Annotated in this window: 17 protein-coding genes; 13 read left to right on the forward strand and 4 right to left on the reverse strand. The window is 62.6% G+C overall.

Annotated elements, in window-relative coordinates; translation table 11 throughout:
• The 3 genes from NE591_RS10665 to rffA all read left to right on the forward strand — a co-directional run.
• On the forward strand, positions 1-921 hold a 921-nt coding region (locus tag NE591_RS10665), incomplete at its 5' end, for a L,D-transpeptidase family protein (RefSeq protein ID WP_256156689.1).
• Between the two features lie 104 nt (positions 922-1,025).
• Positions 1,026-3,932 (forward strand): YfhO family protein, encoded by a 2,907-nt coding sequence (locus NE591_RS10670; protein WP_227070632.1) that lies wholly within the window; start codon positions 1,026-1,028, stop codon positions 3,930-3,932.
• The gene (rffA, locus tag NE591_RS10675; protein ID WP_227070631.1) at positions 3,929-5,062 is read left to right on the forward strand and encodes a dTDP-4-amino-4,6-dideoxygalactose transaminase; all 1,134 of its coding nucleotides are present in this window, start codon (positions 3,929-3,931) and stop codon (positions 5,060-5,062) included. The genes NE591_RS10670 and rffA overlap by 4 nt, the downstream gene beginning before the upstream one ends.
• Positions 5,063-5,143: 81 nt before the next feature.
• On the opposite strand, the gene NE591_RS10680 is transcribed toward rffA, so the two are convergent.
• Positions 5,144-6,211, reverse strand: a complete 1,068-nt coding sequence (locus NE591_RS10680; RefSeq protein ID WP_227070630.1) for an acyltransferase — start codon at positions 6,209-6,211, stop codon at positions 5,144-5,146.
• A 119-nt stretch (positions 6,212-6,330) separates the two neighbouring features.
• Here NE591_RS10680 and NE591_RS10685 point away from each other — a divergent pair, with 119 nt between their 5' ends.
• Positions 6,331-7,023 carry a flavin reductase gene (locus NE591_RS10685; protein WP_227070629.1) on the forward strand — a complete coding sequence of 231 codons (693 nt, stop codon included), beginning with the start codon at positions 6,331-6,333 and terminating at the stop codon, positions 7,021-7,023.
• Between the two features lie 76 nt (positions 7,024-7,099).
• Here the strand turns inward: NE591_RS10685 and NE591_RS10690 are convergent, their stop codons facing one another.
• Both NE591_RS10690 and tgt read right to left on the reverse strand, forming a co-directional pair.
• On the reverse strand, positions 7,100-7,468 hold the full coding sequence (locus NE591_RS10690; RefSeq protein ID WP_227070628.1) for an Hpt domain-containing protein: 369 nt from the start codon (positions 7,466-7,468) through the stop codon (positions 7,100-7,102).
• Between the two features lie 258 nt (positions 7,469-7,726).
• Entirely contained in the window at positions 7,727-8,872 is a 1,146-nt protein-coding gene (gene tgt, locus NE591_RS10695; protein WP_227070627.1) for a tRNA guanosine(34) transglycosylase Tgt, read from the reverse strand.
• A gap of 292 nt (positions 8,873-9,164) precedes the next feature.
• Between tgt and queA the strand changes: the two genes are divergently transcribed.
• The 4 genes from queA (at position 9,165) to NE591_RS10715 (ending at position 15,459) form a co-directional block, all read left to right on the forward strand.
• Positions 9,165-10,262 (forward strand): tRNA preQ1(34) S-adenosylmethionine ribosyltransferase-isomerase QueA, encoded by a 1,098-nt coding sequence (gene queA / locus NE591_RS10700; protein ID WP_227070626.1) that lies wholly within the window; start codon positions 9,165-9,167, stop codon positions 10,260-10,262.
• Between the two features lie 595 nt (positions 10,263-10,857).
• Positions 10,858-11,832, forward strand: a complete 975-nt coding sequence (locus NE591_RS10705; protein ID WP_227070625.1) for a hypothetical protein — start codon at positions 10,858-10,860, stop codon at positions 11,830-11,832.
• Positions 11,833-12,205: 373 nt separating this feature from the next.
• A complete protein-coding gene (locus NE591_RS10710; RefSeq protein ID WP_114539803.1) occupies positions 12,206-13,846 on the forward strand; it encodes an FAD-binding protein in 1,641 nt (546 codons plus the stop codon).
• 188 nt (positions 13,847-14,034) lie between these two features.
• Positions 14,035-15,459: a helix-turn-helix transcriptional regulator gene (locus NE591_RS10715; protein ID WP_227070624.1), complete on the forward strand. Its 1,425-nt coding sequence runs from the start codon at positions 14,035-14,037 to the stop codon at positions 15,457-15,459.
• Positions 15,460-15,550: 91 nt separating this feature from the next.
• Here NE591_RS10715 and NE591_RS10720 read toward each other — a convergent pair whose 3' ends face one another.
• Positions 15,551-15,871, reverse strand: a complete 321-nt coding sequence (locus NE591_RS10720) for a hypothetical protein (protein WP_173113575.1) — start codon at positions 15,869-15,871, stop codon at positions 15,551-15,553.
• Positions 15,872-16,154: 283 nt separating this feature from the next.
• Here NE591_RS10720 and secD point away from each other — a divergent pair, with 283 nt between their 5' ends.
• The 5 genes from secD to NE591_RS10745 all read left to right on the forward strand — a co-directional run bounded on the left by secD (position 16,155) and on the right by NE591_RS10745 (position 21,600).
• The gene (gene secD, locus NE591_RS10725; protein ID WP_227070623.1) at positions 16,155-18,851 is read left to right on the forward strand and encodes a protein translocase subunit SecD; all 2,697 of its coding nucleotides are present in this window, start codon (positions 16,155-16,157) and stop codon (positions 18,849-18,851) included.
• Between the two features lie 162 nt (positions 18,852-19,013).
• Positions 19,014-19,337, forward strand: coding sequence for a DUF1292 domain-containing protein (locus tag NE591_RS10730; protein WP_114539800.1), 324 nt, complete (start codon positions 19,014-19,016; stop codon positions 19,335-19,337).
• A gap of 23 nt (positions 19,338-19,360) precedes the next feature.
• Entirely contained in the window at positions 19,361-19,585 is a 225-nt protein-coding gene (locus NE591_RS10735) for a response regulator transcription factor (protein ID WP_022739570.1), read from the forward strand.
• Between the two features lie 76 nt (positions 19,586-19,661).
• The gene (locus tag NE591_RS10740) at positions 19,662-20,495 is read left to right on the forward strand and encodes a hypothetical protein (RefSeq protein ID WP_227070622.1); all 834 of its coding nucleotides are present in this window, start codon (positions 19,662-19,664) and stop codon (positions 20,493-20,495) included.
• A gap of 4 nt (positions 20,496-20,499) precedes the next feature.
• Positions 20,500-21,600: a hypothetical protein gene (locus NE591_RS10745; protein ID WP_227070621.1), complete on the forward strand. Its 1,101-nt coding sequence runs from the start codon at positions 20,500-20,502 to the stop codon at positions 21,598-21,600.
• Positions 21,601-21,767: the final 167 nt, after the last annotated feature.

A 21,767-nucleotide genomic window follows, 5' to 3' on the forward strand; every position in this document is an offset into this window, starting at 1 on the left:
AAGAACGGCACCAAGAGCTTCTTCGACTGGGACGGGCGCGCCCTCACCGGCTGGCGCAGCTTCAACGGCGTCAAGTACTACTTCGACCCTTCCACGGCCATGAGCCTGCGCTGGAGCCAGAAGCTGGATGGTCGCTGGTACTACTTCGACTCTGCTTCTCGAATGACGAAGGGCATCGTCACCTGGAAAGATGGCACGAAAAGCTACTACGATTCCCAGGGTCGGGAGACAGGGGGCTGGATTCAGTCCGACGGTGCTTGGTATTACTTCGCTTGGTCTGATGGTAAGGCGGTTCGCTGGCATCAAAAGATCGATGGCCACTGGTATTATTTTGACTCGGACTGTCGGATGCATACAGGCTGGCTAAAGTGGAGCGGCGTACAGAAGTGGTCGTACTTTTACAGCAATGGCCAGCAAGCTTTTGGAACCCAGATCATCGGCGGTTGCCGCTATGTATTTGATAGCAATGGGGAGACGAGCACGAAGCCCGTCACTCTGCCCGCCGGTCAGCTGGCTATGTGGAACAAGGCTCAGAACTATTACAGCAACACCAATTACATCATCTTGGTTAATAGCCGCACGCACAAGGTTGGTGTCTTCCGTGGGAGTAGCTATAACTGGGAGCCGATATGGTATTGGGATTGCACAACGGGCGCCCCTGGTTCCCCGACTGTTAAGGGAACCTTTACCGTAGGGTCGCGCGGTAAGTCTTTCGGTTCTGGCTATACCTGCTGGTACTGGACACAGTTCTATGGCAACTACCTGTTCCATTCAGTGCTGTACCAACCGGGGAGCATGTCGCGCATTCAGGATGGTCGTCTGGGCATCTCTGCCTCTCATGGGTGTGTGCGTCTTGACATCGAATGCGCGCGATGGATATACAACAACATCCCTCGCGGTACACGAGTGGTATCCTATTAACATTCTTCCAGAAAGGTGAAGGCATCGATAAAGCCCGGGAGGTCGACGTCGATCTCCCGGACTTTTTTCTGGTGCTTCTAAGATAATGAAGGACGGTTGGTTTCATGATCGAGCGAACGACCGACGATCGCTATGGCAAAAAAAACTATTTCGGCTACTCCCTTGCTGAGACGACTCGCAAGGGACGTTATGCTCTCGTCCTTTTGGGTGTATGCGCGGTCGCCTTTGCAGGCGTGACGCTAACGCTTATCGTGTCAGGTCGTTCGCTTGTCTGGGATACTGACGGACGTCTGCTGTATTTCCCCTTCATGGTTGCGGAAGGAGAGTGGCTGCGAGATATTGCCGTTTCGCTTTTAGCGGGCGATCTGGCGATTCCGCTGTACTCGTTCGATATCGGCTTTGGGGCAGACTGGCTTATTGCCGCATCGGGAAATTCCAACGAGCCGATTAACCTCCTGGCGGCTTTGTGCCCGCCGGAGGCGTCTGAGTGGCTCTACGATGCCCTCGTGTTCTTAAGATTCTATCTGGCGGCTCTCGCTTTCTCTTTCTATTGTTTTAGTCGCGGCAAGGGCAAAGGGGCAACGCTCGTGGGCGCGCTTTGCTACGTGCTGTGTGGGTATATATTGTTCTGGGGTGTTTTGCGCCATCCGAACTTCATTGATTTCGCTGTGTTTCTTCCGTTTGTGTTCATGGGTGCCGACAAGCTGTTCGTGGGCAAGAATCCGCTTTTGCTTATTGTTTCCATGGCGGGTATTTTCGTGTACTCCATTTATTTTGCTTACATGACGTGCCTTTTCTTGCTCATGTACTGCCTTATAACTTATTTTGCTTACCCTCGCGAGCGTTCCATGGGAGATTTCGCTTTACTGGCGGGCAAGTTTGCCCTCTGCCTCCTCGCCGCATTTGCATTGGTCGGATTTTCAACGATACCGATGTTCATCACTCTTACCTCCATGGGTCGCGTTGGCATCGTACGGGATATCGCCTTCTTCCAGACGGCGGATTTTTATGAGAGCTTTGCCAGTGTGCTTTTGGGCAACCACGAGGCCCAAAGCGCTTCGGTGTTGGGGGCGATTCCGGTTATCGCGATTTTGGCTCTTTTTGTCGCGCGGGACTCGATGGATGAACGCGAGCGACGGGCATGGGGGTGCGGGATCGCCCTGTGCCTCATCGGTGCTCTTATCGCGAAGGTTGGCTCGGTTTTCAACGGCTTTGGCTACCCCACGGATCGATGGGAAGTTATTCTCGGCTTTTGCGCAGCGTACGCGGCGGTGCTCTTGGTGCCCGCAATCCCTCGCTTTTCGGCGCTTCAATGGAGGCGACTTACCGCGCTTGTTGCCGTAGTGGCTGTTTGGGCCTTGGTTTATGCGTTCAAAGAGGGGACACTGCTGGGGTTTGCTACGGTGGTCATGTTTGCTGGCATTTACGGAGCATTGGCCCTGTGGGCCTTTTTCCGTCGACGTGCTGCGGGTTCCCCCTCGTCGTCCTTGCCTCGGGTTTTGACTGAACGCTGCTTGTGTGCTCTGCTTATTCTTGCCGTCGTTGCCAATGCTACGGTTCACGTCGGTCTTTTCATGAGTCCACTTGGTAGCTCCTATTGCAAGGAATTCATTCGTGCCGGACATGTGTGGGGCACGCGAGAGCAGCTGGATCTCTCTTCTGTCCTTGAGCAACTTGACGATACCTATCGCATAAATCGAACGGACACTACTTACGGACGCAACGGCAGCTTTGTGCATGGTTATAAAGGTTTTGACTTTTATTCGAGTTTTTACAATCAGGCCGTCGATGATTTTCGCCAGTCTATGGGACTGTCAGACGATGTGAAAAGCACGATGTTCGACGGAACGCGCCAGCGAGCTGCCCTCGATTATGTGCTCGGGGCCAAATACTATATCTCGTCTACCGAAGCCGCCAATTTGATCCCGGGCGGCTATGTGAAGATAGCCGAGCTAGGGGAGGCCCATAACGGATTGTCTTACGAGCTATACGAGACTGATAGGGCTCTTCCTCTTGTTTTTACGTACGGTTCGGCTGTTACCCAGCAAGCCTATGAGGAGCTCGATTTGGTTCAACGCCAGGAACTCCTTACTCGAGCGCTTGTCCTGGCAGTGGACAAGGCCGAAGGTACGGTTCCGCGGTTCGATACGCAGCGGGAACAACTTGGTGTCGTGGAAGTCGATGGGGCCACGGTTCAGGGGGGTCGCATTCTAGTCACGAAGAAGAACGCCTCGGTGACGTTTTCTCTCAGCGGACGTGCTGGTTGCGAGACCTACCTATGCTTCGAAGGGCTGCGTTTCCGCTCGTTGCCCGTTTCGGATGCGGAGCGTCTTGCCGATGAGCCGCAGCTTGCTTCCGATGACCTTGCCGTGAATCCCTCCTTCACTCCGGCGAAGACGTGTTGGGTCACGGTTTCAGATGGAGCTCGGGAAAGCTCTTTCGAAATATCCACAAGCGCCAGTCCCAAATATGCGGGAAAGGAAGATTGGGCCGTGAACCTTGGCGTTAGCGAGGATCCTGTCACGTCGATTACGGTGACGTTTGGCGGCGTAGGTATCTATGAGTTTGCTGAACTCTATGGCGCGACTCAATCCGTCGAAGTTATTCGCGAGAATGCGGAGCGTCTGCAAGAAGGAAATGCCGCATCAGTGGCGTTCGGAAACAATGCTATGACGGTTTCCGTGGAAGCCGTCGATTCGACCGCTGCTGGGGAGAATCGGGAGAAATCCCGCTACGTATTCGTGTCTGTCCCGTACTCAGAGGGGTGGAGTGCTACGATGGATGGGGAATCGGTTGAGATACTGAAAGCGAACGTCGGCTTCATGGCTGTCGAGGTAGATGGCGAAAGCCACAAGCTTCGGTTCTCTTATGTAACACCAGGACTCGATTTGGGATTGGCGTGTACGGGAATTGCTGTCGTGTTGCTGAGCGTCTTCGAGTTGAGATGGGTTCGTCATCGGCGGACGATGGCGGACCGAAGAGGGATATCTGAAAAGGAGCCTATCCGATGATTGACTTCAATGTTCCGCCCTATATCGGTACGGAAATGGAGTATGTGCGGCAGTCGGCCGAAGACAACCATAAGATATGCGGCGACGGCCCTTTCACAAAACGCTGCCAATCGTGGCTTGAGGAACGTTTTCGTGCCGATAAGGTTTTGCTGACCACTAGCGGAACGACGGCGCTTGAGATGGCTGCCATGCTTTGCGATCTTGAGCCGGGAGACGAAGTGATCTTGCCGAGCTTTACCTTTTCGAGTACGGCGACGGCTTTTGTTCTCATGGGGGCGAAGCTCGTGTTCGTCGATATTCTGCCCGATACGAAGAACATCGATCCTGCTGCCATTGAGGCTGCTATTACCGAAAGGACTCGAGTGATCGTGCCCGTCCATTATGCGGGAGTGGCCTGCGACATGGACGAAATCATGGCCATTGCCAAGGCCCATGATTTGTTGGTAGTGGAAGATGCCGCCCAAGGCGCTATGAGTGCCTACAAGGGTAAAGCGCTCGGCACCATCGGCGACTTCGGGTGCTATTCGTTCCACGAGACGAAAAACTATTCTATGGGGGAGGGCGGTGCTGTGCTCATCAATAATCCGGCATATTGCGAGAGGGCCGAGATTATTCGCGAGAAAGGAACGAACCGTTCGAACTTCCTGCGCGGCCAGGTAGATAAGTATACGTGGGTCGATAAGGGGTCGAGCTATCTGCCCAGTGACATGAATGCTGCTTATCTCTGGGGTCAGCTTGAGGCGGCTCAGACCATATACGATGACCGTATGGCTACTTGGGATGCCTATAACAATGCTTTTGCCGATTTGGCAGAAGAAGGTCTCGTTGAACCGCCGGTCGTTCCGGACGATCGCGTTCAGAATGCCCACATGTACTATCTTCTGCTTCCGACGCTTGAGGATCGAACGAGTTTCATCAGCTTTCTCAAAGAGGGCGGCGTGCAGGCCTGCTTTCATTATGTCCCTCTGCACAGCGCGCCAGCAGGGGAGCGGTTCGGGTCGTTCCACGGTAAAGACGTGTATACGACGGAAGTGAGCGAGCGTCTGGTCCGTCTTCCACTCTACTACGGAATGAGCGTCGCAGACCGTGCCCGGGTTATCGAGGTGGTGCGGGCGTACTTTGGCAGGTAGTTCGATGGCGGGCAGGCGTTGGTTCAAAGCATCAGCGATTGCGGGCCGCCAGCTAAGGGAAACATAGAGGTGATCGGAGAATCAATTCTCTCTGGGGCTTTCCGTCTCCGCTAACCACTGGTTCGCTTTCTGTAGGGGCCCTGCGAAGCGCCGCTCCAGCCACCCCATTATGGGCTGTTCCAAAAGCCTTATCCTCGCGAGATCGATGGCGGCGCCGACGGCGTACACCGCCACACCTGACAGCACGCCCACGGCGAGGATCGCTGCAGGGCCCAGTGCGTACGTCCGCGCCAGATGGGGCCAGAGCCAGGCGCGGGTGATGGGGTTGTCGTGGATGAGATAGACGCCGAGCGCGCCCTTCGCGGCGGTGTTGATCCAGCGGATGGGCGGCAGCTCCCAGGAGGCGAACAGGCCGAACAGGCCCAGCGACGCGGCGAAGGTCGGCACCATGTACTGCCAGATGAAATAGTCGGGCAGCACGTAGTCGAACCCGAAGGCGCGCTGCGCCCAGCCGATCGCGGCCATCGAAGCCCATACGAACAGCACGCCGGCCGCGAGGGCGCAGGCATTGCCGCGACGCGTCCATAGCGGGCGGTCGCGCAGCCAGCCGCCCACGAGGTACAGGTAGAAGAACCACACGAGATCGCTGCCGATGGGGTTGTAGGTGGTGATCGTCGGGATGGCGGATAGCACTACGAAGCCGATGATCGCAAGGCGTCTGCGCCCGTCGTCGGTGAGATGCCGGTACAGCACGTTCAGAAACGGGCTCGTCACTATAAGCGCCAAATAGCACGTGATGAACCAGTATTCTCCCGAGGTGATGGGCGTCACGGCCTTGCGCAGGCGATCGGATGTGACGAGGTCGGGTTGGGCAATAGCGAATATCGCGAGAATCGCGAACGAGTAGAACCACGTCTGCAGCACCACGCGCAGCGGCGATTGCACCTTCAGACGCCCGTGCACCATGAAATACCCCGTGATGAGCATGAAGCAGTTCACGCCGAGCTTGCCCCCGAAGCTCAGCATTTCCACGGCCGTATCGGAGGAGAGCGGGCCGTCTTCCGGCCATGCACCGTGCACGCTGAAATGGAACATGACGATAAGCACCATGCTCACGATGCGCAGAAGTTCGATGTTTGAGTTACGCATAGGTCTCCTTGGGCGGTTTGTCGGCGAGACGAAGTATAATCGAGCGAGTCATTGCATCCAACGCTCTTGGGGTCTGGTCTCACGGAATCCAGTCCTCGGGCCTGCAGAAAGGACCTTTTATGATTGACCGCAAGGCATTTCGCTCTCTGTCTTCGGGGCTCTATCTCATCACGGCCAAGGCGGGCGAGCGCCGCTGCGGCTGTGTGGTGAACACGCTTGTCCAGGTGGCGAGCGAGCCGGCCACGTTGTCGGTGTCGCTCAACAAGGAGAACGCCACCACCGCCGCCATCCTGGAGACGGGCCGTTTCGCCGCCACGGTGCTCGCCGAGGACGCGCCCATGGAGCTCATCGGCACCTTCGGCTTCCATACCTCCGCCGACACCGATAAGTTCGCCGCGTGCACGAGTGCGGTCGACGGCGCGGAGGTGCCCTACGTGACCGAGCACGGCCTGGCGCGCTTCTCCGTCTCCGTCACCGAGACCATCGATGTGGGCAGCCACTACCTGTTCGTGGGCGTTGTGGAAGAGGCCGAGGTGCTTGCCTCCGGCGACCCGCTCACCTATGCCTACTACCACGCCGTGAAGGGCGGCAAGACCCCGCCGAAGGCCGCCACCTACAACGGGGGCGACGAAGCGGCGGTTCCCGGGGTTACCGAGACGGCCGCCGGCGCGCCCGATGCCGGCAAGAGGATCGCCTGGCGCTGCACCATCTGCGGCCACATCGAGGAAGGCTATCCCGACGGCCTGCCCGAGGGCTACATGTGCCCCATCTGCGGCGCTCCCCGCGAGATGTTCGAGCGCGTGGAGCTGTAGTTCCGGGTCTCGAACCGAAAAAGCCCCCCGACGATTTGCGCCGGGGGGCTTTCGTTTGTCGGGGATTGCGCCGCGCCTACAGCGTGCCGCTGCGCCAGTCTTCCAAACCTTCGATAACGAGCGCATGGGTGCGCTCCACTTCCGGGAGGTGCTTCTCGGCGGCGTCGTACTCGCCGGCGTACAGCGCGTCGGAGACGAGCGTCGCGCAGTCGTAAAGATCCTTGAACGACAGGTTGCCCGCCACGCCCTTCAGCGCATGGGCCTGGCTGTAGCCCTCGGAGTAGTCCTTGGCCTCCATAGCGGCCTGAAGCGCTACGAGGTGCCCGTCGTCCAGATACTTCAACGCCAAGCGCTCGTACAACTCGGCGTTGTCGCCGAAGCGATCCATGGCATCCACGTAATCGATGCCGAAGGGGCGAAGCTTGTCTGCGAGCTGAGCGGTCATGATCGATCCTTTCCCGTGCTATTCCGGCGCCCGCGGCCCTCTTTCCTCTTCTTTGGACGGCAGTCGCGTTAAGTAAAACTGCTGCTCAGTGTAGCCCCGCGCCACGAAGCTGTCAGCGTACCAGGCTACTCGTTTACGTTTCGTAGCCAGCTGTCAGCAAACTGTAATCTTGGCTTCGATGGATTATCGCCAAAGCGTGAATGAGGCGCGATGTTGGCGCCTGTCAATAGCGATTCCCGACGTCAGGTACGTGATACCCTAGTAGTCCGCCGCTGCGTCGCTTTCCATCCACTGCTCGTAGAACTCCTCGTAGGCGTCGGCAAGCACGGCCTCCCGGGCGCGGCGCATGAGGTCCAGCAGGAAATGCAGGTTGTGCACCGACAGCAAGATGGCGCCGAGCATCTCGTTCTGCTTCACGAGGTGGCGGATGTAGGCGCGCGTGTGGTTTTTGCAGGTGGGGCAGTCGCAGGTGGGGTCGAGCGGCGTGAAGTCGCGGGCGTACTTGGCGTTGCGCATGTTCATGCGGCCGGCGCTGGAAAACGCGGTGCCCATGCGGGCCGTGCGGGTGGGCAGCACGCAGTCGAACATGTCGACGCCCTCGCGCACCGCGCGCACGAGTGTGGTGGGGTTGCCGACGCCCATAAGGTAGCGCGGCCGATCGTCCGGACAGGCCCGGGCCACCTCGCCGAGCGTCTCGAACATGACCTCGTGATCCTCGCCCACGGAATAGCCGCCGATGCCGTAGCCGCCGAAGCGCCGACCGCCCGTGGCCAGCGACTCGTCCTCGATCTCGCGCAGCCGCCGCACGCTTTCCAAGCGCAAATCCAGGTGCATGCCGCCCTGCACGATACCGAAGAGCGTCTGGTCGGGCCGTTTGTGGGCGGCCAGGCAGCGGCGCGCCCAGGCGCTGGAGTAGTCCACGGCGCGCGCCACGAACTCGCGGGTGGCGGGATACGGCGCGCACTGATCCAGCTGCATGGCGATGTCGGCGCCGATGAGCTCCTGGATGCGCATGTTCTCCTCGGGCGTCCAGTGGATCTTGCTGCCGTCGTAGATAGATTGGAAGGTGACCCCGTCGTCGGAGAGCTTCACGGTATCGGCCAGCGAGAACACCTGGAAGCCGCCGGAATCGGTGAGCATGGGGCCGTCGTAGTTCATGAAGCGGTGGATGCCGCCGGCCTCGGCCACCAGGTCGGCCCCGGGGCGCATGGCCAAGTGGTACGTGTTCGCGAGCACCACCTGGCTGCCCAGCTCGGCCAGCTGGGTCGTCGTGATGCCCTTCACCGTGGCGGAGGTGCCCACGGGCATGAACATGGGGGTGCGGAAATCGCCGTGGGCGGTGGTGTAGGTGAGCGCGCGGGCGTGCCCGCTTACGGCATCGCATGTGCAATCGAACAGTGCCAAAATCGTTCCTTCTATCCGTGAAATACCGGTAGAGCCGGAGGCCGAGGGGGTGCTCGCAGACCTCTGATCGCCCCCCGGAGAACGCGATCGTTAAGAATCAGCTTCCACTTCAGCAGCAGCGATGCCGGGATGGTACCCGCCTATGTGCGTCATCTTCGCTGATTCTTTTATCGCGTTCGGAGGGGGATAAAGCGATCAGCGGGCTGCGAGCACCCCCTCGGCCTCCGGCCCCCGCGAGTTGAGGTAGGTCATGGTAGTATAGCGCCTGCATGCATTCAAAGGAGCGCTTTTCATGAGAACCGATGATTTCGACTACAACTTGCCCGAAGAGCTTATCGCTCAGGAGCCGGCGGCCGTGCGCGACGAGTGCCGGCTGCTCGTGATGGACCGCAAAAGCGGGGAAGTGGAAGATCGCATCTTCAAGGACATCATCGAGTACCTGCGGCCGGGCGACCTGCTCGTGGCCAACGAGACGCGGGTCATGCCGGCGCGCCTGCTCGGCGCCAAGCGGGGCACGGGCGGGGCGGCCGAGGTGTTTCTGCTGCGCGAGTGCGGAGGCCCCGAGCCGCGGACGAACCGCGTGGCCTTCTGGGAGGTGCTCGTGCGGCCGGGCAAGCGCCTGAAGCCGGGCGCCGGGGCCGTGGTGGATTTCACCGATGCTGCAGGTGAGGTGGCGCTCTCCGCCGAGATCATCGATTGGGCCCGGGACGGCCAGCGCGGCGAACGCGTCGCGCGGCTTTCCACGACGCTGCCGTCGCTTGACGAGGCCCTGCATGCCGTGGGGCACACGCCGCTGCCTCCCTACATACGCGACTACGCCGGCGACGAGGAGCTGTACCAGACGGTGTACTCGCGCCGGGAAAGCTCGGCGGCCGCTCCCACAGCCGGGCTGCACTTCACGCCCGAGCTCATCGAGCGTTTGCGCGCGCGCGGCATCGGTTGGGCCACAGTGGAGCTGGAAGTGGGTCTGGACACCTTCCGCGTGGTGGACGAGGACGACCCGGAGAAGCACCACATCCACACCGAGTTCTACACGGTGACCCAGGCCACCGTGGACGCCGTGAACGCGACCCATGCCGCAGGCGGCCGCGTTATCGCCGTGGGCACCACGAGCGTCCGCAGCTTGGAAAGCGCCTGGGATCCCGAGGCCGACGACGGCCGGGGCGCTCTTGTCGCCCGCGATCGCGAGGCCACGAGCCTCTATATCTTGCCGGGCTATGAGTTCCACGTGGTCGATGCCCTCATCACCAACTTCCACGTGCCGCGTTCCACGCTCATGATGCTCGTCTCCGCCTTCAGCACCCGCGAGAACATCCTAGCCGCCTACCAGCACGCCATCGACGAGCGCTACCGCCTCCTCTCCTTCGGCGACGCCATGTTCTTGCATTAAACGCGTTTGCAGCTCGCCTGTTCATGTCGAGCGGTTCCCTGTTTCCCTTTGTCTGGCTTGCAAAATGCGATTTTAGGGACGGCCGTCCTTCGGCGAGGCGACCGCCCTCCTTCGGCGATGTCGCGTTGTGTGCAAATCCGCGGGTCCCTTCCCCCACCACGCGGGGCATCTCGACCTCTTGCTTGCGTTGGCGCGCAAAACTGCGGGCGCTGCTTGCTGAAATGGCTTGAAAATCACGAAACATCGGCGTCGGAGGCGAAAAACGCGTTTCGTTGTAATACGCCACCTGGGAAAACTCTGCGAATCGAGACATCACCGTTCTTTTTGGGACGCCAACTGCCGATCTTTCGTGTTTTTCAAGCCATTTCAAGCGATTGAAGCGCCGATTTTCTTCTGCATTCCGATCTTTCGTCATTTTCAAGCCATCATGCCAGCTTCGCGCGGAGAAGGTGGCGTATGGGCGACGCGGGGGCTCTGTGTCGGCAGCAGGGCACCCGCTCGGCAAAAGATGATACATTTGCTTTCAGCAGAGGATATTTCATGTACTGCGCTATTCTGAGAACGAGTGGCGAGTATTAGCTTTAGAATGCCGCGAATGCGGTTGATCCTCTTTGGCATATCGGCTTTCTCCTACTGGCTTTGCGCGCCGTCGGCGCCCGATGCCTCGTGCAAGGTGTCGGCGAAAATTCTGAAGAATTGCGAGCCCGTCCTTGAAGCACTGCGCCATTTGGAAGGAATCTTCCCGTTCCTGCCCCGGCCGCATCATGTCTCTACGACGTCTCATACCAAAAGGCCGTTGTCGGAAGCGATCTGCCATCTTGTGGTTCGCATGCCGAAGGGAAAGGATTTCTGCCGCGTGGAAAGCGGCGTGTTCGTCTCCTGTCCCGAGCTCTGTTTCGTGCAGCTTGCGCAGTCGCTTCCTTTTCACGAGCTCGTTCGCGCGGGCAATGTGCTTTGCGGCCGCTTCTACCTCGACGCAGGGAAGAGTGGTGAGCTTGGGCAACGTGAGCCTCTTACCTCGAAGCGGCGCATCGAGGCCTTCATCCGCGCCAACCCTGGAATTAAAGGTGTGAAGGAGGCTCGCCGGGCGCTCCCGTGGGTTACGGAAGGTGCGGCCTCTCCTCCAGAGGCGTTTCTCGCCATGGTGTTTGGGCTGCCTTACCGCTATGGCGGCTTTCAGCTCTCAGACCTTGCGGTAAACCGGCGGTTGCGGCCGAGCCACAAGGCTCAGCAGATAGCGCGGCGCACCACGCTCGTCCCTGATATCCTCTTTGCTGATGCTCGCCTTGCGATCGAGTACGACTCGACGGCCGAGCACACCAGCTCTTCGCAGCTGACGAGGGACGCCCAGAAGCGCCTGGCGCTGGAGACGGACGGCTACAAGGTCGTCACCGTGACGGCGGGGCAGATTGGCAGCTCGGGCGAAATGCGGCGCATTGCCGAGCAGTGCTATCGCCGGCGGGGCAAAAGATTTCGCCCCCAAAGCAAGGAATTCGCGAATCAGCAAGCTATCCTGTTCCGCATGGGCTGGTCGTTGGAGGATTACTGTCTCAAAGAGCAGCCTCGCTAGGTGCTTTTCAAGAAAATAGTTTTCCCAGTTCAGAGTAAAGGATTAGGGAAAAGATTACGAGAATAATCTTTTTCTCGCTCGCTTTCCGATGCGCGATGGCGCGGCGGCGTCCATAGTGAGGATCGTCACGGGGCGCCGAGCCCGCACACCAGTTGAAGGTTGTCGCGGGGTGCCGTACTCGGGCGGCAGCTGGAAGGCTGCCCGAGTGCGAGAGCGGCGGTGAAGGCCGCGGTCGTGGTTCCCCGGACGGCATCTGTCAAGGAGGGCGCGCGGCGCCCGACAAAGCGCAGGGCGCGAAGGAGCGCCCGGCGCAAGGAGAGGCACGAGGGCGCATGAGAGGCGTCCCGCGCAACGGAAAGAGAGGGAGTTCACCATGACCACCACCGTTACTCGTCGCGATCTGTTCAAGTTCGGCGGCCTGGCCGCGCTCGGCGTGGCCGGCGCCAGCACGCTCGCCGGCTGCGGCCAGCCCAAGACCGTCGCCGAGGCCGCCGCCGAGAAGGGCCTGGCCGACACGGGCGCCGCTGCCGGCCCCGCGTTCCTCGCGCCCCAGGAGCCCATCACCGACTTCGCCGAGACCCACGAGTACGACATCGTCGTGGTCGGCGCCGGCGAGTCGGGCCTGTCCGCCGTGCACACCGCGCTCGAGGCCGGGGCGCGCGTGGCCTGCGTGCAGAACATCAACGCCGCCCAGACCACCGGCAACATGGCCGCCTCCATCGACCTCACCCAGACCGACGAGGCCGCCGTCCAGGCCTGCGTGAGCTTCATCAACTGGAAGAGCGACTACCGCTCCAACCGCGACCTCGTGAACATCTGGGCCCACAATTCCCAGGAGGCGCTGGCCTGGTGGGCCGAGGAGGCGGCGAAGGGCGGCGTGGAAAGCAAGCCCCACGACGCGGTGCTCTCCTACAACGGCTACGACATCCACCTGCACGCCAACACCTACTTCCACGTGGAGGGCAACCACAACGCCGCCGCCACGGTGATCGCCGAGAATCTGGCCGCTGCCGGCGCCGAGTTCTTCTACAACATGCCCTGCAAGCAGCTGGCCACTGACGAGTCCGGCGCGGTCACGGGCGCCATCTGCGAGGATGCCGACGGGGCGCACCACCTGTTCACGGCGACCAAGGGCGTCATTCTGGCCTGCGGCGACTACTCCTCCAACCAGGAGATGCTCGATTACTACGCGCCGGACACCAAGGGCTTCTCGCTGTTCACCGACTTCCGCGACGGCAGCGCGCTTGTGGCCGGCATGAACGCCGGGGCCATCATGACGCCGCACACCCACACCAAGATGATCCACGGCGAGCCGGCGGCTGTGCGCCTGGAGATGCCCTTCCTCTTCGTCGACCAGGAGGGCAACCGCTTCATGGACGAGACCTGCTGCCGCATGGGCTACATGAATAACTTCGCCCGCCCGTACTTGGCGAAGGCTGGCTTCACCGACTCCACGGCAGCGAAGTTCTTCAGCCTGGTGCCCGCGAACTGGGAGAGTTTCTACGAGGAGTGGAAGGCCGCCAGCCCCTACGACATCTCCCAGTACAACGGCGACAACAAGGTGAACCCCGAGAAGTGGATCACCGCAGACACCATCGAGGGCCTGGCCGAGGCCATGAACGCCTACGCCGCCGAGAACGATTGGAAGCTCACGAACATCGACGCCGCCGCGCTGGCCGACACCGTGGCCCGCTACAACGAGCTGTGCGCCGCCGGCCGCGACGAGGACTTCGGCAAGGCCGCCAAGTATCTCGTGCCCATCGAGGGCGGCCCCTACTACGCCATCCCCCGCGGCTCCAACAAGCTGCCGGCCATTCTGGGAGGCCTTGTGGTCGATAGCAACCACCAGTGCCTGAACGGGGAGTTCGAGCCCATCAGTGGTCTGTACGCCGTGGGCAACGCCTCGGGCCAGTTCTTCGGCGGCGTGGATTACCCCATGGACATCGAGGGGCTCTCCATCGGCCGCGCCATCACCTCGGGCTACTACACCGGTCGCTTGGTGGCGAGCCTGTAGGCCACCCGCCGTCTCACCCTCCCGTGCCCGGCCGACGCTCCCTCCCCGTCGGCCGGGCTTTTGTTTGTGCGTTCGCGTCCCCTTGCGGTCCTCGAGTTTCTTTGCGGCCCCTTGCCCTCGATGTCGCAAGGCCCGGAACGCACCGACCTCCCCGCCAGCCGGTCCTGCCACCTGCTATAATGGCCGCCATGGGGAACCTGTTGAAGGACATACGGAAGGGGAGGGAAGACCGCTCCCTGTACCTGCGGGGCATCCTGCCCTATCTGTTCGCGCTCGGCTGCGCCCGCGCCTGGGTGACGCTGGCCGTGGCGGCGCCGGCCCTCGCGCTGCCGGCCGCCTTCGATCTGCACGACGTCTTCGATTACGCGTTCTGCCTGATCTCCATTGCAGTGGCGCTCGCCGCGCGCCGCCTTTTGCCCTTGAACGCCACGAGGCGCATGCGCGCAGCGTCGGCGGCGCTGATGGTCGCGGCGTCGCTCTGCCTCATCGCGGCCGGCACCGGCCTGGTCGCAGAGCCGGCGGCCATTGCGCTGGTGGCCGCGGGCGCGGCGGCGGGAGGCGCGGGCTTCGGCCTCTTTTTGCTTCTGTGGGCCGAGGTCTTAAGCTGCATTTCGCTCATCCGCATTTTCCTGTACACGACGGCCTCCCAGCTGGTGGCCGTTGTCTGCGTGTTCTTCTGCGACGGCCTGGACGATCTGCGCGTGGCCTGCGCTTTGGTGATCCTGCCGCCGGTGGCGTTGCTTTGCCTGCGCCGGGCGTTCTCGGCGCTGCCCGCTGCCGATCGCCCCTCGCCGGTCATCCCGAAGTTCACCTACCCGTGGAAGATCTTCGTGCTCCTGGCCCTGTACTCCTTCGCCTACGGGCTGCGCCAGCACCAGCTGGCCGCCGGCGCTGGTATGCACTCGTCGGTCTCGACGGCCATCGTCATGGCAGTGCTGTTCGCGAGCGCCTACTTCTTCTCGAACCGCTTCAACATCGGGACGCTGTACCGCTCGCCGCTCGTGCTCATCGTGTGCGGCTTTCTGCTCGTGCCCGTCGAGGGCGTCTTCGGCACGGCGGTGTCCAGCTACCTTATCTCCATGAGCTACTCGCTCGTGGGCATCATCGTGGCGCTGCTTCTGTACGACATCGCCAAGCGCCTCGGGGTCACGGTCGTCATCTTCGCCGCCATCAAAGGCGCCGAGCAGGTGTTCGTCATCTGGGGCAAGGGAGTCGCCGAGGCCATGGCCGCCGCCGGCATGAACGCCGGCGCCCAGGACGCGATCATCGCGGTTGCGGTGGTGGCCATGATGCTGGCGGCTACGCTCATCCTGCTGTCCGAGAAGGAGCTGGCGAGCCGCTGGGGCGTGCGCATTCTGGACGCGGGGGGTCTCGTGGAGAAGACCCCGGAAGAGCTGCGACGCGACGAGCGGGCGGTCGAGCTGGCCGAGCATGCTCGCCTCACCCCGCGGGAGACTGAGATCCTGTCCCTGGTGGCCCAGGGCAAAAACGGCCCGGCCATCATGCAGGAGCTGTTCATCGCCGAGGGCACCTTCAAGGCCCACATGAGCCACATCTACGAGAAGTGCGGCGTCGCGAACCGCCGCGAGCTCGTGGCGCTGTTGGGTGCGTGATAGGGCGTCATCGCCGCAACCTGCCGGCCCTCGGATGGCTTGGAAATCACGAAACATCGGGTTTAGGGGCAAAAGCGCATGTGCTCAGCCTTCAAATGGCTTGGAAATCACGAAACATCGGCGCTAAAAGCGAAAAAGGCGTTTCGTTGTAATACGTCACCTGGGGAAACTTCAGAAAAATGAAGGAAATAGCCTGCCGAGAGGCGCCAATCGCCGATGTTTCGTGATTTCCAAGCCATTTTGGACGATCGTAGGGTTCGTTTCCCTCTGTATTCCGATGTTTCGTGATTTCCAAGCCAATTTCCAAGCCAGATTGATAGCTTGCGGCCTTGAGGCGAAGGCGGGTGTATTCGTTTGGCGCGCTCGTCGCCGGGTGGAGGGGTCTTCTGGCGTTGGAGCACGCTCGTTTCACGGGTTCGCCGCCGAGCGGAGGAGCGTTGTCACGTTGGGGCGCGCCCCTGAGGCTCCCGAGGCGCTCCCGATTATGTCGCATTAGTTGTCGTGATGTCAGAATCAGGCGTTGACCTTCGGTTCATTTGTGGCACAATAGGCAAGTTACTGTGAAAGCGCCGCTTCGGGGGAGGCTGGGGCGCTTATCGCGCGAGAAGAACCACCGCGCGAGAAAAGAACGGAAGCGCGCTAAGAGAACCAGGGCGCGCAGGAGAACGGAACGCGAAAGAAGAAGGTCGCATCCCATGGCATTGGAACGCAACGTCAAGAAGAAGCCGGCCCGCACGGCGGATCGCCGCAATGTGTGGCTGCTCATCCTCACCACTCTGCTCATCGTTGTGTCGGTGGTGCTGTTCACCCCGCCCAACGAGAAGATCAACCAGGGCCTGGACATCCAGGGCGGTCTGTCGGTGGTGCTCACGGCGAAGTCCACGGATGGCCAGTCGGTCACCCCCGAGGACATGGAGAAGTCCCGCGCCATCATCGAGAGCCGCGTGAACGCGCTGGGCGCCTCGGAGGCCACCGTGCAGGAGCAGGGAAGCGACCAGATTCTCGTGCAGATCCCCGGCTTGGCCGATACGGAAGAGGCGCTCGCCACCATCGGGCGCACCGGCTCGCTGGAGTTCGCCCGCCTGGATTCGTTCACCGATGAGGACGTGAAGAACGCCATCGACTCCGGCCAGACCTCCGGCGAGGGCACGGTGACCGACGAGTTCGGCAACGCCTTCCCCTCGGGCCAGGTTGAGCACATGGCCGTGGAGGCCGGCACCTACACGCCCATCGTCACCGGCGCCGACATCACCAACGTCACCATCGGCCGCGAGAGCGAGGGCAGCACCTACTACAGCGTGAACATCACGTTGAACTCCCAGGGCGCCAAAGCCTTCGCCGACGCCTCGCGCGATTTGGTGGCCGACCACGGCAAGATTGTCATCATCTTGGACGGCGAGGTGCAGTCCGCCCCGGCCGTGCAGTCCGAAATCCCCAACGGCGAGGTGTCCATCACCGGCCAGTACTCTTTGGAAGACGCCAAGGCGCTGCAGACCATCCTGGAGTCCGGCTCGCTGCCGGTGTCCTTCGAGTACGCCCAGTCCCAGGTCGTCGGCCCCACCCTCGGCCAGGACGCGCTCGTCTCCGGCGTCGTGGTGGCGCTGATCGGCCTTGCGGTCGTCATGCTGTACCTGCTGTTCTTCTACAAGGGCCTCGGTATCATCACCGCCGCGGCCATGGCCGTGTTCGCCGTGCTCTACCTCGGCATCCTGGCGGCCCTTTCCGCCTTCCACCTGTTCAGTCTGTCGCTGGCGGGCATCGCCGGCATCGTGCTGACCATCGGTATGGCTGCCGACTCCTCCATCCTCACGGTGGAGCGCTTCCGCGAGGAGATCCGCATGGGCCGCTCCGTGAAGGCGGCCTCCATCACCGGCGTGAAGCACGCCATCTTCACCTCCATCGACGCCGACCTCGTGACCATGGTCTCGGCGCTGTGCCTGTTCTTCCTCGCCGCCGCCTCCGTCAAGGGCTTCGGTATGACGCTGGCCTTGGGCATCATCTGCGACATCGCCATGATGCTCATCTTCAAGGCACCGCTTATCCGCCTGCTCGCGCCGAAGGTCATTGCGAAGCACCCCGGCTTCTGGGGCATTAAGGACTCCATCGACGCATCGCGCGGCTATGCCGAGCTGGCCGCCGCCGAGGGCGTGCCTGAGGCTGAGGCCGAGGCCGGCGCCCAGATGAACGCCGCCGAGACCCGCGTCATCGCCGAGGGCGAGGGCGAGCCGGGCTCGGTCGCCGTCACCGCCGTGCGCAAGATCAAGGGCCGCTTCATCAAGCACGACATCAACTTCCTCGGCTACCGCAAGGTGTTCCTCACCGTGGCCGCCGTGGCCATGGTGGCCTGCCTTGCCATCGTGGGCTTCCGCGGCCTGAACTTCGGCATCGAGTTCGTCGGCGGTACGTCGGTGGCCTTCCACGGCACCGGCGACATCACCACCGAGCAGATGCGCGAGGCCTTCAACGACGCCGGCGAGCCGGATGCCGTCATCCAGACCACCGAGACCGGCGGCGAGCCCGGCTTCCTCGTGCGCACCACCACCACCTCGGCCGAGGACGCCACGGCCCATGCCAACCAGGTGGCCGAGGCCCTCGGCATGACCTCGAGCGACTTCGAAGTGACCACCATCGGCCCCGACTGGGGCGCGAGCGTCATCCAAAGCTCGCTCATCGCCTTCCTCGTGTCCATCCTGCTCATCATCGTCTACATCGCCATCCGCTTCGAGTACAAGATGGGCGTCATGGCCATCGTCGCGTTGTTCCACGATCTCATCTTGGTGGTGGGCATCTACGCACTGGTGGGTCGGGAAGTGAACCCGAACACCATCGCCGCCCTGCTCACGATTCTCGGCTACTCGCTTTACGACACCGTGGTCGTGTTCCACCGCATCAACGACAACATGAAGGGCGAGGACATCCGCTGCACCTTCATGACCATGGCCAACCACTCCATGAACCAGGTGTTCATCCGCACCATCAACACGACGCTCACCTCGTTCATCCCGGTGTTCGCCATGCTCTTGTTCGGCGGCGAGACGCTGAAGGACTTCGCCTTCGCCATGGCCATCGGCCTCATCGCCGGCTCCTACTCGTCCATCGCCATCGCCTGCCCGCTCTACTGCATGTGGAAGACCCGCGAGCCGAAGTTCGCGAAGCTGCAGAAGAAGTACGGCACGGAAGTAGGCCTGTTCGAGTTCGACCACTCTGCCTCCACCGGCATCGCCCAGGTGCCGCTGGCGCGTCTTGAGGCCAACGCCCGCGCCGAGGCCTACGTGGCCGAGCAGACCGAGGCGACCGGTGAGGCGCCCGACGCCGCGGCGGTGGCGGCGGCCGTCAAGCCCAAACCGGTGAACAACAAGAAAAAGAAGCACCGCCACGGAAGGGCGCAATAGCAGCTCTCCCGGGATCGGGCCACGGGGTACTGCTCAGTCGCTCAGACAGTCCTCGCTCGGCGAAACAGCCCACTGGGCTGTTTCGTTCGCTGCGGAACTCGCTTGGTGAGCAGCACCCCGTGTCCCTCTACGCTCTTCCACGCTTGAGAGAAAGGCGCGAACATGGTTCGTGAAGGTTCGGCTCCTAACTTTTGCCCGCCTACCGAAGAGGGCATCACCATCACGCTCGTCGATGAGAAGGGCGAACAGGTGGAACTGGAGTTCCTCGGGCTCGTGCTGAAGGGGGAGAGCTCGTTCGGGTTCTTCTTCCCGGTGGATGACGAGCATCCGGCTACCTCCTCTGGTGAAGTGGTGGTCTTGGAAGTGACCGAGGTGGACGCCGACGGCCAGCCCTGCTCCTTCGAGTTGGTGGATGACGAGGTCATCGCCGCCGAGGCCTATGCGGACTTCCAGGAAGCCGCCAAGGATCTGTACGACTTCGCCTAAGGGCGCGGCTCGAAGGACGCACGATGATCTTCGTCGCCGACCCTGCCTCCGCGTTCACCTTGCGCGAGCAGCAGATTCTCTATTACATCGCCGGCGGTCTCTCGAACAAGGAGATCGCCGGGCGGCTTTCCCTCTCTGAGCAGACGGTGAAGGCGCACCTGTCCCACATGACCACCAAGTGCGGTCGTGCGAACCGCGCGGCGCTGGTGGCCTACGGCTTCGAGACCGGCCTGCTGCGCCGCCGCTGATTAGCCCGAACGGGGGATGGCGGGAAAGGCGCCCTCGGATAGACTTGAACCCTCAGGCTGGGAGGATAGCGCGCTCATGACCCTGTTCGTCTTCGAAATACTCTGCATCCTGCTCTACGGCGCGGCGAGCGCCTTGGGGGCGTTCGGCCTCAGGCGCGGTCACCGTCGGGCCGCGCGGGCGGCCAAGGGCGTTTATCTGACCGCCGTGGCGGCGCATTCCGCAGTCATCGGTATGGAATCGGTGAGCACCTCGGGCACGTTGCTCTCGGGCCCCAACATCGTCATGCTGGCCTCGTGGGTGCTGGCAGTGGTGACGGCGGTGGGGCTGCTCGTCACCCGCCGTGGGCTGGCCTTCTCCACCGTCTCCGCGCCGGTGGTGGCGCTTCTGATCCTCGTGTCCCAGTGGCTGCGCATCCTCGACCCCGCGGGCGCCGACAACATGGCCTTCTACCACTGGCCGCTGCTCGTGCCCCATATCGTGCTCGTGTTCGTCGCCCTGGCCTGTTTCGCCACCTCGGCCGTCTCGGCTGCGCTCGACTGGTACCAGCGCCGGCTTATGACGGCCCGCAGCGCCAAGGTGCTCGAGCTGAACACGCCGGCGCTGGATACGCTCGCCCTCATCTCGCGCTTGGCGGGGCTGGTGGGCCTTGCGGTGCTCATCGCCGCCATGCTCATCGGGTTCACGCACCTGGTGGCGCTCTACGCGGCCATGGCGCAGATCGGCACCGAGGGCAACCTGGGCTATCTGGTGCCGCGTGTGGCGCTTTCCCTGGCGACGACGGCCGTGTGGTCGGTGTTCTGCGCCCTGTCGTTTCTGGCACCCTGGGCCGCGTCGGCGAGAACCCGCGACGCTTTGGCCATTGCCGGCCTTGCGGCGGCAGTGCTGCTCATCGCGGTGTCGGCGGGGTAGGGCCATGGGTCTGTTCGTTGCGGGCGTGAACCCGCGCCGCCCGGTGTTCCCATCGGCGAGCCAGCATTTGGCCGACGCTGCCGCCCGCCGCGCGCTGCTCGGCGCCGTCTCGGGGCACCGGAGCCTGAGCGAGGGACTCCTCGTGGCCGCGGACGGCCGGCTGGAGCTGTACGCTGTGGCCGACGAGGGCTGCGACGCCTACGATATCGCCGCCGGACTTTTCGGCGCTGTGGCCGAGGGGGAGGTGGCCGGCGCGCTCTATTTCGCCGAGGGGATCGACGTGGCCTCTCACTTGTTCGCCGCCTTGTGCGGCCTGGACGAGTTCGCTCGGGGATCCCGGGAAGGCGCGTTGCTTCCCGGGGAATGCGACGGGCTTGCCGCTGCGGGAGAGCTGTCGCAGCCGGGAGGCCGCGGGGCTCTCGGCGCGCCGGGCTTGCCGGACGCTCTGGCCGCCTGTTGGGCGCGCGCCCTGTCGGAGGCGCGGAAGGCGGCCACGCTGGGCGATGCCCTGACCCGGCTCGCTGCGGCGGTCTCCGGTCTGTCCAGCGCCTTGTCCGCGGCGGATGCGTCCGCTTCGACGGCGGCGCTGGCCGAGACGGCCGTGGAGCTGGCCCGGCGCGTGTTCGGCCATCTCGAGCGCCGGTGCGTGCTTGCTGCCGGCGCGGGCGATTTCTCGCTGGCCCTCGCCGGCGCGTTCCTCGGCGCCGGCGTAGAGCGCTTCCAGGTGCTCTGCGATGGAGACTGCGAGGAGGCCGCCCGCGTGCTCGGCGCGCCCGTGGCCGACCCCCAGCTGCTCTCGGCGCTGCTCGTCGATGCCGATATCGTCTTGGCGGAAAGCGCCGTGGAAGGCGCCTCGCTCGATCGTCGCCTCATGAAGGGCGTCGTCCGCCTGCGCCGGGGCCGGCCGATGCTGCTCGTCGACGCCAGCGCGGGTGGCTCGCTTATCGATCATCGCGTCGCCTCTCTCGATGGCGTCTTCCTCTACGCTGTCGCCGATCTGGCCGCCATCACCCGCGACGCCCCTTGGGCGCGCCTGGGCACCGACGACGCCCGCGAGCGCCTTTTTGCCGATGCGGTTCGCGCTTTCGCCCTGCAGATGGGTTAAGGCGCGCGTCCTCATCTCCCGCGGTGTCCTTCCAACCTAGCCCGTTCGGGCGATTCCCGCAAAAAGCGCTCTGGGTATCCTTGAAACCACCTTGCGGCCGAGCGTGCGGCAAACCCGCCGTCGGCCCTGCGGCAAGGCTGCTGCCAAACCTGCGGCCGCGTCCATGC

The organism is Adlercreutzia sp. DFI.6.23, assembly GCF_024462535.1.
GTDB classification, from domain to species: domain Bacteria; phylum Actinomycetota; class Coriobacteriia; order Coriobacteriales; family Eggerthellaceae; genus Adlercreutzia; species Adlercreutzia rubneri.